Source organism: Pseudonocardia halophobica (genome assembly GCF_027922425.1).
Classification (GTDB): Bacteria; Actinomycetota; Actinomycetes; order Mycobacteriales; family Pseudonocardiaceae; genus Pseudonocardia; species Pseudonocardia halophobica.
Genome location: NZ_BSFQ01000004.1, coordinates 292,336 through 307,321 on the forward strand (window position 1 = coordinate 292,336; position 14,986 = coordinate 307,321).

Genomic DNA, 14,986 nt, shown 5'->3' on the forward strand with positions numbered 1-14,986 from the left:
TGCCCCTAGAGGGGCAGTAGGCACTCACGACCTGGGCTGAGCTGCGAAAACGAGCCGGGTCAGCAGTCGCACCCGCAGCAGTCGCAGTCCGAGCAGCAGTCGCAGCAGTCGCAGCTCGCCTCGGAGCAGTCGCACCAGTTCGCACAGGTGTCGCTGCGGCAGAAGCCCTCCCGCGCCTCGCGGGTCCACGGGTCCTCGAAGGTGTCGGCGCAGCACATCTGGCAACTGCAGAACAGGCCGACGGCCACGGCGCAGCCCGCGAGCGCCCCGCGCGGCGGCCGCGGGCCGGGGCGGGAGGGCGGGGCGTCGGGATCGGGGTTGCCGGGCTTGCGCTCGGCGTGCGCGGCACCATCGGAGAAGGCGTGCCCGATCGACCGGTCGAGCTCGTGCACCAGCAGCCGGTGCGCCAGCCGGCGGTCGGTCCACCGCACCTCGTCGAGGGCGAGCCGGATGCCGAGCGCGGCGTCGTCGGCCAGGCCACGCGCCGCCGGGAGGTCCGTGCCGGTCGCGAGCAGCGGGTTCCAGGCGCCGGCGGCGGCGTCGGCGGGGAGGTCCTCGACGGCGTCGAGCAGGTGGGCGAGCCGGCCGAACAGCCGCCCGGCCTCGGCGAGCGGGGCCGCGTTGTCCGGCCGCCCGGCGAGGACGGCGGTGTGCCCGAAGGCGGCGGCGGTCGCCGTCTCGGTCGGCTCGGTCACGGTCAGCAGGGGCGAGCCGGCGTGTTCGAGCGCCGGCTGGCGGGCGACGGCGTCGAGCAGGACCGCCGGGTCGAGGCCCAGCCCGGCCGCACCCGTCGACGCCCGGTCGGCCCAGCCGGCGGCCAGCCGACGGGCGGCCGCGGCGACCGGACGGCGGGCGAAGGCGCCGTCGCGGTCGGCGACGTGGTCGGCCAGTGTGGCCGAGGCCAGCACCAGGCTCACCGCGGCGGCCAGCCGGGCGCCGTCGCCGGTCGCGACCCGCGCGGTCCGCATCCCGCGCAACGGGCAGGGCCCGGCGGTCCGGCGGCCCCGGGCCGGGGACTGGGCGTCGAGCAGGACCGAGATCAGCAGGCCGTCGTAGTTGGTGGCGATCCGCGCGGCCTGGCCGTACTCGTCGCGCAGCGCGTAGCAGAGCCCGCACAGGTGGCCGATCCACTCGGCGCGCAGGGCGGGGGAGAGGGTGTGCCGGCAGGGCCGGACCATGCCGAACACGCGCCGGATCGTAGCGGGGTACCCGGCCGTCCGGTGCGCGTCGGCTTCCCCGGTCCCGCGTGTCCTCAGTAGCCTCGGACCGCGTCGAGAGGGCGGTCCCGAGGACGAGGGGATGAGCGATGGCGAACCCGCTGGCCTCGCTGCGGCAGGGCAAGCTCCGGATCGACAAGCTGGAGAACGTCCGGGTACCGCCGAACACGGAGCGCACGGTGTTCGCCCGGACCGGTCCCGGGGTCGTCGTCTCCCTCTGGATGGCGCTCGGCGGCGGCAACGTGCCGGCCCTGGACGCCCGGCTGCGGGTCGCCTACGACGGCTCGCCGGCGCCCGCCATCGACATCGACATGGGCACGCTCCTGGCGACGCACTGGGGCGCCGGCAGCGCGAACACCAGCCACTCCTGCCCGCACCTGCACGTCGAGATCGACAGCGCGAGCTACCAGACGGCGTTCCTGTCGACCTACCCCCTGCCCTTCGGCAGCTCGATCAGGATCTCCTACCTCAACATCGACGCCGGGCAGACCGCGAGCATCTACTCGATGGCGACGTACGGCCTGACCTCGACCGACGAGGCCGACGGCCGGCGCCTGCGCTGCCAGGGCGCGCGCTACGTCGACCAGAAGGTCACCCGCACGGCCGCATCCACCACCACACTCGCCCAGATCACCGGCGGCCCGGGGTCGATCGTCCACCACTCCTACGTCGGCGGGGTCGGGGCCACGAACCTGTCCTGGCTCGAACGCAACTTCTCGGTCGCGGTCGACGGCGAGCCGACGCCGCAGATCGAGGCGACGGGGACCGAGGACTGGTTCGACAGCGGGTGGTACTTCCACGGCCGCCGCGACTACGGCACCAGCATCCACAGCTACGTCGGCACGGACCGGCCGGCCGGCAACGTGAACGTGGTGGGCATGGCCACCGATCTGTGGTCGAAGTGGGGCGGGATCCCCTTCACGAGCTCCGCCGTCGTCAGGTCCCTGCCCGAGCCCGCCTGCACCACGGGCGACACCCTCTGCTGGTGCCTCCTCTACTACCAGTGACGGCCCGCGAAATGCGTGGCGCAGGCACGAACCACCGCCTTACGGTCACCGTCATGCCCTCGACCGGCGCGATCCTCGCCTTCCTCGCCGCGTCGCTGGTCCTGGTGGCGATCCCCGGCCCGAGCGTGCTCTTCATCGTGGGCCGCGCCCTCGCGCACGGCCGCCGCGCGGCGCTGGCCAGCGTCGCGGGCAACACCACGGGCGTGGCCGTGCTGGTGGTGGTCGTCGCACTGGGGCTCGGGGCCGTCGCCGCGGCGTCGGCCGCGGTGTTCACCGTGATCAAGTTCGCGGGCGCGGTCTACCTCGTCTGGCTCGGCGTGCACACCATCCGCACCCGCGGCGACCTCGTGGCCGCGCTGGGCGCTCCCGGCGCCGTCGCCGACCGGCGGGTGTTCCTGCAGGGCGTGGTGGTCGGGCTGACCAACCCCAAGGCGCTGGTGTTCTTCGCGGCCGTGCTGCCGCAGTTCCTCGGCCCGCAGGCTCCGAACCCGTCGCTGCAGCTGCTGGTCTTCGGCCTGCTCTTCTGCGTGACGGCGGCGCTGCTGGACTCGACCTGGGGCCTCGTCGCGGGCGCGGCGCGGGACTGGTTCGCGACGAGCCCGGCCCGCCTGCGCCGGATGGGCGGCGCGGGCGGGCTGGTGCTCGTCGGGATGGGGATCGGGCTGGCCTTCACCGGCCGCCACGACTGATCACAGGACCTGGGTCCCTTCTCCTCGGGAGCAGGACCCCTTAGCCTGTGTGCGGGTCGGGGATGACCTGGGAGTTCGCATGCCTGTTCGCCGAGTCGGCGTAGTCGTTGTCCTGCTCCTGCTGGTCGTCGCCGGGTGCGCGGGCGCTCCGGCCGAGCCCGCGCAGCAGCTCCGACCGCCTGAGGTCCCGGCCGGCGGCATCGCCCCGACCACGAAGTTCACGCCGCTCTCGGCCACCACGGTGACCACGCCCGGCCCGGTCCTGGGGACCGACGGCAGGACGCACGTGACCTACGAGCTGCTGCTCACCAACGCCACGCCCGCCCCGTTCACCATGGAGAGGGTCGACGTGCTGGCGGGCCGGCAGGTCGTGCTCTCGCTGAGCGGGGGCGAGCTGGCGGCCCAGGCCGACCTGCTCGCCGCGAGCACCGGGGACGAGCCCGTCGGCGACCCCACCGGGTCCGCCGCCCCGATCCCCGGTGGCGCCACCGCGGTCGTCTGGCTGGACGTCCTGTTCGACGGCCCTGGATCGACTTCGGTGCCGACCGCCCTGGCCCACCGGGTCACCGGCTCCGTCGGCGGCGGGCCCGCCACGGAGGTCGACGCCGGGTCGGTCGCGGTGAGCACCGCCGCGGCGCCCGTCCTCGGCCCGCCGCTGCAGGGCGGCCCCTGGTACGCCAGCGACGGCTGCTGCGTCGACGACACCCACCACCGCCGGGGGATCGCCCCGATGAACGGGCAGATGCTCGTCCCGCAGCGCTACGCCATCGACTGGTACCTGCTCGACGACCAGCACCGCGCCTGGGTGGACGACCCCTCGACGATCACGAACTTCCTCGCCTACGACAAGCCCGCGATCGCGGTCGCGGACGGTGTCGTTGTCGACGCCACGGACGGGTTCGCCGACACCACGTCCCTGCCGCAGCCGCCGCCGATCCCGCCGATCGTCGAGACCGTCGGCAACCACGTCACGCTGATGATCGCGCCCGGGGTGTACGTGATGTACGCCCACTTCAAGAAGGACTCGGTCGCGGTGAAGACCGGCCAGCAGGTGAGGAAGGGGGACGTGCTGGGCCACATCGGCAGCTCCGGCAACTCGACGGCCCCGCACCTGCACTTCCAGGTCAACACCGAACCGACGTTCTTCCCGACGGACAGCACGCCGTTCGCCTTCGACTGCATGCGGGTGAACGGCCAGGTCACCGAGCGGATCTGGGACGACGTGCTGGCCGAGCAGCCCACCCCGGTGCTGCCGTACACGGCGTCGACGGACACGGACGAGCGGCGGGGTCAGATGCCGCTCGACCGCAACGTCGTCACCTTCTGCTGAGCAGGGCGGCGGCGAACCACTCGAAGGCCGGGACGCTCGGCGGCCGCTCCGGCCAGCCGTTGAGCCGCCCGAGCAGGGTCCAGTACCGCTCGACCCGCCGGTCACTGAACGTGTGGACCGTCGCCGCCAGCGCGGCCCGGTCGGCGCTCTCGTCGACGCCGATCCGCTCCAGCACCGCGGCCGCCTCCGGGGAGGCGGGGTCGACGCCCTCCCGCAGCGCCGCGCCGGCGTGCTCCAGCACCGCCGCGGGGTCGTAGGGCGGCGGCGCGGCGGCCTCCGACCCTGCGACGGCCATCTCCCGGACCCGCGCCTTGAAGTCGGGATCGGCGACGAGGTCGGCGAGCTCGATCCACGCCTCCACCTGCTCGGTCGTCGGGTCGTCCGGCAGCTCGGCCGGCATCGTGCGCATGGCGGAGGCGATGCCCGCGCCGGGCGCCTCGGGGTCGGTGCCGGCGAAGGCCTCCGCCACGAACTCGTCGATCATCCGCTGCCGCTCCTCGGCGGACAGCCTGGCCAGGTCGTTCATCAGTCTCAGCTCCCTCGGTGCGGGATCCGTGCCGTCGCGGGCGAGCAGCGTGCACACGGCACGCTGCACCCGCAGGGCGCGGATCCGTTCGTCGATGGCCCGCACGTGCGCGGCGGCCACCTCGCCGACGCGGCGGCGACGCAGCAGCACCTCCCGCACGTCGTCCAGCCCCATCCCGAGCTCCCGCAGGGTGCGGACGAGATCGAGCCGGGCCACGGCGGCCGCGTCGTACCGCCGGTAGCCGGCGGGGCTCCGGTCGGTCTCGGGCAGCAGGCCCTCGTCCGACCAGAAGCGGATCGTGCGGACGGGCACCCCCGAGCGCCGGGCGAGCTGCCCGATCGTCAGCAGGGGGTCCGTCCCCTCGTGCGTCGCGGTCACGGGATCCACCTTCGAGGTTCCAGCGGCTGGAAGGTCAAGGTATTCGGGCCCTCAGCCCGCGCACAGCCGGCGCTGCCACACTCGGCGCGTGCTGCCATCCGAGGTCCAGGGCGTGCTCGACGCGATCGTCGACGGCCTCACCGCCCGCCCCGCCGAGCTCGCCGCGGCGGCCGCCGCACTGCTCGTCGTGCTGTGGACGGTGTCCTGGCGGACGACCAGGACGGTCGTGACGATCGCGCACGAGGGCGGGCACGCGCTCGTCGCCGTGCTGGTCGGGCGCGGGCTCACCGGGATCCGGCTGCACTCCGACACCTCCGGCGTCACCCACTCGACGGGTGCGGGGCGCGGGCCGGGCGTCGTGCTGATGTTCCTCGCCGGGTACGTCTTCCCGCCGCTGCTCGGGCTGGGCGGCGCCGCGCTCGTCGCGGGCGGCCACACGAGCGCGCTGCTCTGGCTCGGCGTCGCGCTGCTGGTCGCGACGCTCGTGTACATCCGCAACCTGTTCGGGGCGTTCGCCGTGCTCGTGACGGGCGGCGTGCTGGGCGCGGTCGCCACGTGGGCGCCGCCGGACTGGCGCGCCGGCTTCGCAGCCGCGCTGTGCTGGTTCCTGCTGTTCGGAGGCCTGCGGGCGGTACGCGAGCTGCAGCGCAGCCGCCGCCGGCGCCGCACCACGACCTCCGACGCCGACCAGCTCGCCGCGATCACGGGGATGCCGGGGGGAATGTGGGCGGGGGTGTTCGGCTTGATCGGGCTGGGGGCCACACTGGCCGCTGCAGTGATCGTCTTCATGCCCTGAGCATGCTCGGCCGAGAGGAACGCAGTGCCCGAGGACTTCAACGCCCGCGTCATCCGTGAGTTCAAGGAGAACGATGGCAAGGTGGGCCCGCCCTTCGAGGGCGCCCCGATGATCCTGGTCCACCACGTCGGCGCCAGGTCCGGCGCGGTCCGCACCAGCCCGCTCGTGTACTTCGAGGACGGCGACCGCTACCTGATCGTCGCCTCCGCCGCCGGCGCCCCGTCGCACCCCGCCTGGTACCACAACCTCAAGGCCAACCCGCGCATCTCCGTCGACCTCGGCACCTCGGAGGGCGTTCGCGAGCTCATGGTCGAGGCCTCGGAGATCACGGGCTCCGATCGGGACCGGGCCTGGGAGAAGATCAAGTCCGCCGCCCCGGGCTTCGGCGACTACGAGAAGAAGACCGAGGGCATCCGCACCATCCCGGTCTTCGCCCTCACCGCCGCGTGACCTCGTCTCCGAACTCTCGGAGCCTGTCCACCGCCGACCACTGATCCCGTGCGAGCTGAGGAAGCGATCCCGGTCGCCAGGTGACGGGGGCGTCTGAGAGGCTGGCCCCTCGTGAGCATCTCGCTGGAGCAGGCCCGCACGATCGTCGACGCCGCCCTCGCGCACGGCACCGAGCAGGGGTTCAACCCGCTGACCGTCGCCGTCCTGGACCCGGGCGGGGCGATCGTCGCCCTCGCCCGTCAGGACGGATCCGGCTACCTGCGGCCCGACCTGGCCGTGGCCAAGGCGAACGGCGTGCTGGCGCTGGGCATGACCAACCGCGCCATCGCCGCCCGCGCCGCGGACTCGCCCGAGTTCTTCACCTCGGTCGCGAACCTCGCCGGCGGGAAGATCTTCTCCGTCCCGGGCGGGGTGTTCGTCCGCGACGGCGAGGGCGCGCTGCTCGGGGCCGTCGGCGTGACCGGCGACGCCTCGCTCAACGACGAGGCCGCCGCCGTCGCGGGGATCGAGGCCGCGGGCCTCGTCGCCGTCACCGGCGCGGAGTGACTCCCGGGCGCAGCACCGCACCGTTGCCCGACGCCGACCCCGCCGGACGTGCGACCCAGGTCGGTCTCGCGTTCGCCGTCGTGTCGGCGGTGTCGTTCGGGCTCTCCGGCCCGTTCGCGAAGGCGTTGATCGACGCCGGCTGGTCCTCCGCCGGGGCGGCGTTCGTCCGGATCGGCGGCTCGGCCGTCGTCGTGCTGGTGCTGCTCGCCGTGACGCGGCCGGGTGTCCTGGCCGCGCTGCGCGCCGACGCCCCGGCGCTGCTGCTCTACGGGCTGATGGCGATGGCCGGCGTGCAGGTCGCGTTCTTCAACGCCGTCCGGTACATGCCGGTGAGCATCGCGCTCCTGCTCGAGTACCTGGGCCCGGTGCTGGTCATCGCCTGGGTGTGGGTGGTGCGCCGGCAGCCGCCGAGCCGCCGCACCCTCGCCGGCGCGGCCGTCGCGATCGCCGGGCTGCTGCTGGTGGTGCAGATCTGGTCGGGCACCGCGGTGCCGCCGGCCGGCCTGGCGTGGGGCCTGGTCGCCGCGGTCTGCCAGGCGAGCTACTTCCTGCTCGCCGACCGCGCGGGCGCGGCGACCCCGCCCCTGGTGCTGGCGGGCGTCGGGATGGCGGTGGGCACCGTGGTGGTCGGGGTGCTGGGCGTGGTCGGGCTGCTGCCGCTGGTCGTGACCACCCCGCCCGACGGGCCGGTGGTCCTCGCCGGCGCCGACGTCGGCTGGGTGGTCGCGGCCGGTCTGCTCGTGCTGGTCTCGACGGTCGTCGCCTACCTGACCGGCGTGCTGGCCATCCGGCGGATCGGGGCGGCCCGGGGCTCGCTCGTGGCGCTGCTGGAGGTCGTCACGTCCGCGGTGGCGAGCTGGCTGCTGCTGGGCGAGGTCCCCGCGGCGGTCCAGCTGGCCGGGGGAGTGCTGATCCTGGCCGGCGTCGCGCTGACCCGCTCCCGCCCGGCCGGCCTCGCGGAGCCTTGAGCCCGCGGCCGACCGCGAGAACCCGAGAACGCGGCGACGGCCCGCCACCCCAGCGGAAAGGGGTGCACGGGCCGTCGCCCGGGCCGACCGTCCGACCGCCGCGGCCCGACCGCGTCACCGCAGGTCGGGCCGCGTCGACGCGATCAGACGTCGTAGTACAGCGCGAACTCGTACGGGTGCGGGCGCAGCCGCAGCGGGTCGATCTCGTTCTCCCGCTTGTACGAGATCCAGGTCTCGATCAGGTCCGGGGTGAACACGCCGCCCTCGAGCAGGTAGTCGTGGTCCTCCTCGAGCTTGTCGATGACCGCACCGAGCGAGGCCGGGACCTGCGCGATGTCCTTGAGCTCCTCCGGCGGGAGCTCGTAGAGGTCCTTGTCGACCGGGGCGGCCGGCTCGATCTTGTTCTTGATGCCGTCGAGGCCGGCCATCAGCATGGCCGAGAAGGCCAGGTACGGGTTGCCGGACGAGTCGGGGCAGCGGAACTCGATGCGCTTGGCCTTCGGGCTGTCGCCGGACAGCGGGATCCGGATGCAGGCCGAGCGGTTGCGGGCCGAGTAGACCAGGTTGACCGGCGCCTCGAAGCCCGGGACCAGGCGGTGGTACGAGTTCACCGTCGGGTTGGTGAAGGCCAGCAGCGACGGCGCGTGGTGCAGCAGGCCGCCGATGTAGTAGCGCGCGGTGTCCGAGAGCCCGCCGTAGCCGGACTCGTCGTGGAACAGCGGCTGGCCGTCCTTCCACAGCGACTGGTGGACGTGCATGCCCGAGCCGTTGTCGCCGAACAGCGGCTTCGGCATGAAGGTGGCGGTCTTGCCCGCCTGCCAGGCCACGTTCTTGACGATGTACTTGAACAGCATGATGTCGTCCGCCGCGTGGAGCAGCGTGTCGAACTTGTAGTTGATCTCGGCCTGGCCGGCGGTGCCGACCTCGTGGTGCTCGCGCTCCACGGTGAAGCCGGAGTCGATCATCGTCGAGACGATGTCGGCGCGCAGGTCGGCGTAGTGGTCCACCGGCGGGACGGGGAAGTACCCGCCCTTGTAGTTGACCTTGTAGCCGAGGTTGCCGCCGTCCTCCTCGCGGCCGGTGTTCCACCAGCCCTCGGAGGAGTCGATGTGGTGGTAGGTCTCGTGCGGGTTCGAGCCGAAGCGGATCGAGTCGAACACGTAGAACTCGGCCTCGGGCGCCATGTAGGCGGTGTCCGCGATGCCCGACGCGGCCAGGTACTCCTCCGCCTTGCGCGCGATGTTGCGCGGGTCGCGGGAGTACGGCTCGCCCGTGATCGGGTCGTGCACGAAGAAGTTGATGTTCAGCGTCTTGTGCTTGCGGAACGGGTCCAGCCGCGCGGTCGCCGAGTCCGGCAGCAGGGCCATGTCCGACTCGTTGATGGCCTGGAACCCGCGGACCGACGAGCCGTCGAACGCGGCGCCGTTCTCGAGCAGGTCACCGGCGGTGGAGGCGGGGACGGTGAGGTGCTGCATCACGCCGGGCAGGTCGCAGAACCTGATGTCGACGTACTCGACCTTCTCGTCCGAGATGTACTTGAGTACCTCTTCGGAGTTGTTGAACACGCGCGCTGGCTCCTTCGATCGTCCTCTGGATTGGCCGCGACGGTATGGCTGCCGTGTTGCCCGTTCATCACTCGCGGGTTTCACAGACGTTAACGGGCCCGGATCGCGTCCTCTCTCACATGGGACAACTAGGGTAGGGGTCATGGCGGGGTTCCTCGACTCCTGGACGGCAGGTTCACCGTCCGCGCACGACCAGGGTCACCCGGGTGAGCGGTTCGGCCTTCCGGCGGAAGGCGTGGGCGCGGTCGCCGGGTTCGGCAGGCGGCTGCTCGGCGTCACGGTCGACTGGCTGCTCGCGTACGTCCTCACCCTCGCCGTCATGGGGCTCGACGCACTGGGCGGCTCGGCCATCGGCTGGTGGGTCTGGGCGGTCTGGTTCGTGCTCACCGTGATCCCGACCGCGTTCTTCGGCATGACGCCGGGGATGGTCGCCGTCGGCATCCGGGTCGCCCGGGTGGACATGGCCGCGACGGTCGGCTTCCGGGCGATCCTGCGCACGGTCCTGCTCGGCCTGGTCCTGCCGGCGGTCGTCCGGGACGCCGACGGGCGCGGCTGGCACGACCGCGCCTCGCAGACCATCGTGATCCGCTCCCGCGCCTGACGGGCGCCCCTCGAACGACGGCGGCCGGGACCCGGATCGGGTCCCGGCCGCGGTAGGTCGGGTCAGCGGCGGCGCACGGTGCGCTGCACGCTGCGCATCTTGGCGCCCTGGGGCATCGGGCCCTTGGGCAGCGCGGCGGCGCGGTTGCCGAGCGCGGCGAGCCGGGCGTCGAGCGACTCCATCTCGGCGGCGCTGATGTTGCGCGGCAGCTTCATCATGTGCCGCTGCAGGCCCTTGAGGGGGACCTGGCCCTCCTCGTTGCCCACGACGACGTCGTAGATCGGGGTCTGGCCGACGACCCGCGCCGTGCGCTTCTTCTCCTGCGCCAGCAGCGACTTGACCCGGTGCGGCGCGCCCTCGGCCACGAGCACGACACCCGGCCGGCCGACGACCCGGTGCACCGCGTCGAGGTGTGTGGTCCCGGCGACGCCCTGGGTCACCCGCCACTGCCCGCGCAGCTGGTCGAGCGCCCAGCCCGCGGCACCCGGCTGCCCGTCGGCCTGCGCGTACACGCTGCGCTGGACCCGGCGGCCGAAGATGCTGATCGCGATCATCACGCCGATCGCGACGCCGAAGACCAGGAAGATCCACTCCAGGCCGAAGATCAGCCCGATCAGGAACGCGACGACGGCCGCGCCCACCACCGACCCGATCATCAGCGGCAGCAGGAGCTTGTCCTGCTTGCGCTGCATCTGGAACGCCTGCCAGATCTGCGCACGGCGCTGCTTGGACGCCGCGCGCTTCTCCGCCTTCAGGCGCTTCTGGGTCTCCTTGTCGGGCTTGCCGGCCATGCGGGCCAGGATACGTCCCGAGGGCCGGGTCGCGCCGCGAGGATCCGCGACGATCGGCGGACGTCAGCCGCGGGCGAGCAGCGACCGGGCCTCCTGGGCCGCCGGGGCCTCGGCGGCGAGGTGGGCGAGCTCGGGGGAGAGCTCCTCGCCGCGGTGCGCAACGGTCTGGGCGTAGAGCCGCCCGGCCCGGTAGGAGGAGCGCACCAGCGGCCCGGCCATCACGCCGGCGAACCCGATCTTCTCGGCGGTCTCGGCGTGCTCGACGAACTCCTCCGGCTTGACCCAGCGCTCGACGGGGTGGTGGCGCTTGGACGGGCGCAGGTACTGGGTGATCGTGATGATCTCGCAGCCGGCGTCGTGCAGGTCCGAGAGTGCCTCGGTGACCTCGTCGGGGGTCTCGCCCATGCCGAGGATGAGGTTGGACTTGGTGACCAGGCCGTCCTCGCGGGCGGCGGTGAGCACCTCGAGGGAGCGCTCGTAGCGGAAAGCGGGCCGGATCCGCTTGAAGATCCGGGGCACGGTCTCGAGGTTGTGCGCGAGCACTTCCGGACGGGACCCGAACACCTCGGCCAGCTGCTCCGGCTTGGCGTTGAAGTCCGGGATGAGCAGCTCGACGCCGGTGCCCGGGTTCATCGCGTGGATCTGCCGGACGGTCTCGGCGTAGAGCCAGGCGCCGCCGTCGGGCAGGTCGTCCCGGGCCACCCCGGTGACGGTGGAGTACCGCAGGCCCATCTGCTGCACGGACTCGGCGACCCGCCGGGGCTCGTCGCGGTCGAGGTCGGCGGGCTTGCCGGTGTCGATCTGGCAGAAGTCGCAGCGCCGGGTGCACTGCTCGCCCCCGATGAGGAAGGTGGCCTCGCGGTCCTCCCAGCACTCGTAGATGTTGGGGCAGCCGGCCTCCTCGCACACCGTGTGCAGACCGCCCGAGCGGACCAGGCCCTTGAGCTCGGTGTACTGCGGGCCGGTGCGGGCCTTCGTCCGGATCCACGAGGGCTTCCGCTCGATCGGGGTCTCGGCGTTGCGGACCTCGAGGCGGAGCAGCTTGCGGCCTTCCGGAGCGATCGTCACGGCGACCAGCCTACGCCCCGGGATCAGTGCCGACGGTCGACTCCGCAGGCTACGTCTCCGGCGTGACGCCCGTCTCCGCGGCGGTCCGGCGGCTCGTCGCGGCCCGGGCTAGCGTTGCCCGCCGTGGACCTCCGGATCTTCACCGAACCGCAGCAGGGTGCCGACTACGACGACCTCCTCAGGGTCGCGAGGACCGCGGAGGAGGCCGGGTTCGACGCCTTCTTCCGCTCCGACCACTACCTCGCGATGGGCGGCAGCGGCGAGCCCGGTCCGACGGACGCCTGGCTGACGCTCGCCGGGCTGGCCCGCGAGACGTCCCGGATCCGCCTGGGCACGCTCGTGTCGTCGGCCACCTTCCGGCTGCCCGGGCCGCTGGCCGTCTCGGTGGCGCAGGTGGACCGGATGTCCGGCGGCCGGGTGGAGCTCGGCCTGGGTACGGGCTGGTTCGAGGCGGAGCACGCCGCCTACGGCATTCCCTTCCCGCCGCTGCGCGAGCGCTTCGACCGGCTCGCCGAGCAGCTGGAGATCGTCACCGGGCTGTGGGGCACGCTGCCGGGGGAGCGCTTCGAGTACTCCGGCGACCACTACACCGTCACCGACTCGCCGGCGCTGCCCAAGCCCGTCCAGCAGCCCGGCCCGCCGGTGATCGTCGGGGGCAAGGGGAAGCAGCGCACCCCGGCGCTGGCCGCGCGGTTCGCCTCGGAGTTCAACGTCCCCTTCTCCTCGATGGACGACGTCGCCGCGCAGTTCGGCAGGGTCGACGAGGCCTGCGCCGCGGCGGGCCGGGACCCGAAGGAGATCGTCCGCTCCATCGCCCAGGTGGTCTGCGTGGGCCGGACGGAGGAACAGGTGAAGGCCCGCGCGCTGGCCATCGGCCGCGAGGTCGACGAGCTCCGGGCCAACGGGCTCGCGGGCTCCCCGGAGGAGGTCGCCGACCGGCTGGGGCAGTGGGCGGAGCGGACCGGCATCACCCGCGTCTACCTCCAGGTGCTGGACCTCGGTGATCTCGACCATCTGGAGCTCATCGCCGCCCACCTCCTCTGAGCCCCGCGCGGCGACCGCTCGGCGCGGATCGTCGCGGCGTCATCACTCCGTGATGAACCGTCCGTAACGGGCGCGTTCCCTCCGTCGATTGCCAGACGCAAGTGTCGGCCACTCTCCGTGAGTCCTCGGACGAACGGAGTAGGCCTTTTGTAGTACTGGTTCATTCGGATGAGGGAAGACCTGCTCGTGCGTACGCACTCCCGCTCGGGGCGTCATCCGGCCCTGCTCACCCTGCTCGCCCTCCCGGCGCTGCTCCTCGCGGCGTGCGGGACCGGGCCGACGGGGGAGGGCACGGCCGGGAGCAGCGCTGCCGGCACCACCGCGACCGCCGGCACCACGGCGTCGGGCACGCGCGTTCTGCCGTACGTCGACGCGTCGCTCGCGCCCTCCCCGCTCCCCGCGATGGCCGACGCCAGCGGGGTCACCGACGCCGTCCTCGGCTTCGTCCTCGCCGGCGCCGGCGGCTGCACGCCCACGTGGGGCGGCACCCAGCCCGTGACCGCGCCCGCCGTCGTGGCGGCCGCGCGGGACCTCACCGACCGCGGCGGCGCGGTCGCCGTCGCCACCGGCGGCGCCACGGGCGCCTACCTCGAGAGCGCCTGTCCCGACGCCGCGTCGCTGGCCCGCGCCTACGACGAGGCGCTCGACGCGGTCGGCAGCACCGAGCTCGTCGTCGACGTCGAGGCGGACGTCCCCGTCGCCACCGTCGTCGAGGCACTGCGGACCGTGCAGGACGAGCGGCACGCCACCGTCACGCTGACCCTCAAGGTCGACGACGCCGAGCGCGGCCTCACTCCGTCCGCCGTCGACCTCGTCCGTGCGGCCGACCGGGCCGGGGTCGACGCCCGCGTCGACGCCATGATCATGAACTTCCCCTACACCGGGTCGTGGGCCGACGCGATGACCGGCGCCACGGACACCGTCCTCGGCCAGCTCGGCGAGGTGTGGTCGGGCTCCGACGAGGTCGCCGTCGCGGCCCGCACCGGCGCCGTGTTCATGCTCGGGCGGACCGACCTCGGTGCCGTCACCACGCTCGACGACGCCACCGCCGTGGTCCGCGACGCCCGCGGACGCGGCCTCGGCACCGTCGGCTTCTGGTCCGTCGGCCGGGACAACGGCGGTTGCCCCGACCGCCCCACCGCCTCCTTCGACTGCAGCGGCATCGCGCAGTCGCCCTTCGCCTTCACCCTGGCCGCCCGCGACGCGGCCGCGTCCCCCGAGGAAGGTCCCCGATGAACGACGACGACACCCTCGCGTACCGGGAGGTCCCCGAGCGGGGCCCGGTGTTCGTCGACGGCAGCGGCCGGCGCCAGCGCCGGATCCGGATGGCCGTGTACGGGCTGGTCTCGATGTGCCTGGTGTTCCTGATCGTCGTCGGGACGAGCCTGGTGGCCGGGCAGCGCACGCCCATGCTCGACATCCCCGTGCTCGGCAACCTGCTGCCCGCGCCCGAGGCGGAGGCCGCGGACGACACGGAGGGCGAGCTGCGCCCGGAGGCGCCGCCGTCCCAGGGCGGCCTGATCGGCGACGTCACCACCACCTCGACCGGGACCACCGGCGGGACGACGACGGGTGGCGCCGCCGGCGTCATCGCCCCGCTGGCCGGGCTGCCCGCGGCCCCGCTCGCCCCGGCCCCTGCCCCCGCCGCGGTCGCCCCGGCGGCGCCGGTCCCGGCCGCCCCCGTGCCGGGCGCCCCGGTTGCGGTCGACCCGGCGGCCCCGGTCCCGACGACGCCGCCGCCGAACACCGAGGGCCAGCCGGACACTCCGCCGGCCACGACCACCCCGCCGACCAGCTCGAACCCGCCGGTGACCACCATCCCGCCGACGACGAAGCCGCCCACGACCACGACCCCGCCGGCGACCACGACCAAGCCGCCGGTCGTCATCACGACCGTCAAGCCGACCGTCACGACGCCCCCGCCGGTGACCACCACGGTGCCGCCGACCACGCCCACGGTCGTGCCCACCACCACGACGACCCCGGTCCCGGCCTAGGAGCACGCAGAAC

Annotated in this window: 16 protein-coding genes; 11 read left to right on the plus strand and 5 right to left on the minus strand. The window is 73.5% G+C overall.

Going from position 1 to position 14,986, the window contains the following annotated elements; translation table 11 throughout:
* Positions 1-59: 59 nt before the first annotated feature.
* Positions 60-1,187: a DUF5685 family protein gene (locus PKE99_RS07580; RefSeq protein ID WP_197040451.1), complete on the minus strand. Its 1,128-nt coding sequence runs from the start codon at positions 1,185-1,187 to the stop codon at positions 60-62.
* A gap of 119 nt (positions 1,188-1,306) precedes the next feature.
* On the opposite strand from PKE99_RS07580, the gene PKE99_RS07585 reads away from it, so the two are divergent.
* The 3 genes from PKE99_RS07585 (at position 1,307) to PKE99_RS07595 (ending at position 4,243) form a co-directional block, all read left to right on the plus strand.
* Positions 1,307-2,224, plus strand: coding sequence for a DUF2961 domain-containing protein (locus tag PKE99_RS07585; RefSeq protein ID WP_037040772.1), 918 nt, complete (start codon positions 1,307-1,309; stop codon positions 2,222-2,224).
* A 53-nt stretch (positions 2,225-2,277) separates the two neighbouring features.
* Entirely contained in the window at positions 2,278-2,913 is a 636-nt protein-coding gene (locus PKE99_RS07590; protein WP_037040774.1) for a LysE family translocator, read from the plus strand.
* Positions 2,914-2,992: 79 nt separating this feature from the next.
* Positions 2,993-4,243 (plus strand): M23 family metallopeptidase, encoded by a 1,251-nt coding sequence (locus tag PKE99_RS07595; RefSeq protein ID WP_051736758.1) that lies wholly within the window; start codon positions 2,993-2,995, stop codon positions 4,241-4,243.
* Here PKE99_RS07595 and PKE99_RS07600 read toward each other — a convergent pair.
* The gene (locus tag PKE99_RS07600) at positions 4,230-5,147 is read right to left on the minus strand and encodes a helix-turn-helix domain-containing protein (RefSeq protein ID WP_037040775.1); all 918 of its coding nucleotides are present in this window, start codon (positions 5,145-5,147) and stop codon (positions 4,230-4,232) included. The genes PKE99_RS07595 and PKE99_RS07600 overlap by 14 nt on opposite strands.
* Positions 5,148-5,235: 88 nt before the next feature.
* On the opposite strand from PKE99_RS07600, the gene PKE99_RS07605 reads away from it, so the two are divergent.
* The 4 genes from PKE99_RS07605 to PKE99_RS07620 all read left to right on the plus strand — a co-directional run bounded on the left by PKE99_RS07605 (position 5,236) and on the right by PKE99_RS07620 (position 7,907).
* The gene (locus PKE99_RS07605; RefSeq protein WP_231498037.1) at positions 5,236-5,943 is read left to right on the plus strand and encodes a M50 family metallopeptidase; all 708 of its coding nucleotides are present in this window, start codon (positions 5,236-5,238) and stop codon (positions 5,941-5,943) included.
* Between the two features lie 24 nt (positions 5,944-5,967).
* Positions 5,968-6,393: a nitroreductase family deazaflavin-dependent oxidoreductase gene (locus PKE99_RS07610; protein ID WP_037040777.1), complete on the plus strand. Its 426-nt coding sequence runs from the start codon at positions 5,968-5,970 to the stop codon at positions 6,391-6,393.
* Between the two features lie 111 nt (positions 6,394-6,504).
* Positions 6,505-6,939 carry a GlcG/HbpS family heme-binding protein gene (locus PKE99_RS07615; RefSeq protein WP_037040779.1) on the plus strand — a complete coding sequence of 145 codons (435 nt, stop codon included), beginning with the start codon at positions 6,505-6,507 and terminating at the stop codon, positions 6,937-6,939.
* Between the two features lie 23 nt (positions 6,940-6,962).
* A complete protein-coding gene (locus PKE99_RS07620) occupies positions 6,963-7,907 on the plus strand; it encodes an EamA family transporter (protein ID WP_063739659.1) in 945 nt (314 codons plus the stop codon).
* 143 nt (positions 7,908-8,050) lie between these two features.
* On the opposite strand, the gene glnA is transcribed toward PKE99_RS07620, so the two are convergent.
* Complete coding sequence (gene glnA, locus PKE99_RS07625) at positions 8,051-9,472, minus strand: type I glutamate--ammonia ligase (RefSeq protein WP_037040780.1); 1,422 nt, start codon at positions 9,470-9,472, stop codon at positions 8,051-8,053.
* Between the two features lie 142 nt (positions 9,473-9,614).
* On the opposite strand from glnA, the gene PKE99_RS07630 reads away from it, so the two are divergent.
* Entirely contained in the window at positions 9,615-10,073 is a 459-nt protein-coding gene (locus tag PKE99_RS07630) for an RDD family protein (RefSeq protein ID WP_051736761.1), read from the plus strand.
* A 62-nt stretch (positions 10,074-10,135) separates the two neighbouring features.
* On the opposite strand, the gene PKE99_RS07635 is transcribed toward PKE99_RS07630, so the two are convergent.
* On the minus strand, positions 10,136-10,864 hold the full coding sequence (locus PKE99_RS07635) for a DUF4191 domain-containing protein (protein ID WP_037040783.1): 729 nt from the start codon (positions 10,862-10,864) through the stop codon (positions 10,136-10,138).
* A 63-nt stretch (positions 10,865-10,927) separates the two neighbouring features.
* On the minus strand, positions 10,928-11,932 hold the full coding sequence (lipA, locus tag PKE99_RS07640; protein ID WP_037040784.1) for a lipoyl synthase: 1,005 nt from the start codon (positions 11,930-11,932) through the stop codon (positions 10,928-10,930).
* Positions 11,933-12,055: 123 nt separating this feature from the next.
* On the opposite strand from lipA, the gene PKE99_RS07645 reads away from it, so the two are divergent.
* From PKE99_RS07645 to PKE99_RS07655, 3 genes are all read left to right on the plus strand, one after another.
* Positions 12,056-12,976, plus strand: coding sequence for an LLM class F420-dependent oxidoreductase (locus PKE99_RS07645; protein WP_037040787.1), 921 nt, complete (start codon positions 12,056-12,058; stop codon positions 12,974-12,976).
* A 168-nt stretch (positions 12,977-13,144) separates the two neighbouring features.
* A complete protein-coding gene (locus PKE99_RS07650; RefSeq protein WP_051736762.1) occupies positions 13,145-14,212 on the plus strand; it encodes a glycoside hydrolase family 18 protein in 1,068 nt (355 codons plus the stop codon).
* A complete protein-coding gene (locus PKE99_RS07655) occupies positions 14,209-14,973 on the plus strand; it encodes a hypothetical protein (RefSeq protein ID WP_037040788.1) in 765 nt (254 codons plus the stop codon). The genes PKE99_RS07650 and PKE99_RS07655 overlap by 4 nt, the downstream gene beginning before the upstream one ends.
* The last annotated feature ends 13 nt before the right edge of the window (positions 14,974-14,986 follow it).

Excerpts from the sequence above, each read along its gene's own strand:
- PKE99_RS07630 (WP_051736761.1), top strand. The coding sequence starts at position 9,615 with ATGGCGGGGTTCCTCGACTCCTGGACGGCAGGTTCACCGTCCGCGCAC.
- PKE99_RS07595 (WP_051736758.1), top strand. The coding sequence starts at position 2,993 with ATGCCTGTTCGCCGAGTCGGCGTAGTCGTTGTCCTGCTCCTGCTGGTC.
- PKE99_RS07655 (WP_037040788.1), top strand. The coding sequence starts at position 14,209 with ATGAACGACGACGACACCCTCGCGTACCGGGAGGTCCCCGAGCGGGGC.
- PKE99_RS07590 (WP_037040774.1), top strand. The coding sequence starts at position 2,278 with ATGCCCTCGACCGGCGCGATCCTCGCCTTCCTCGCCGCGTCGCTGGTC.
- PKE99_RS07650 (WP_051736762.1), top strand. The coding sequence starts at position 13,145 with ATGAGGGAAGACCTGCTCGTGCGTACGCACTCCCGCTCGGGGCGTCAT.
- PKE99_RS07635 (WP_037040783.1), bottom strand. The coding sequence starts at position 10,864 with ATGGCCGGCAAGCCCGACAAGGAGACCCAGAAGCGCCTGAAGGCGGAG.
- PKE99_RS07585 (WP_037040772.1), top strand. The coding sequence starts at position 1,307 with ATGGCGAACCCGCTGGCCTCGCTGCGGCAGGGCAAGCTCCGGATCGAC.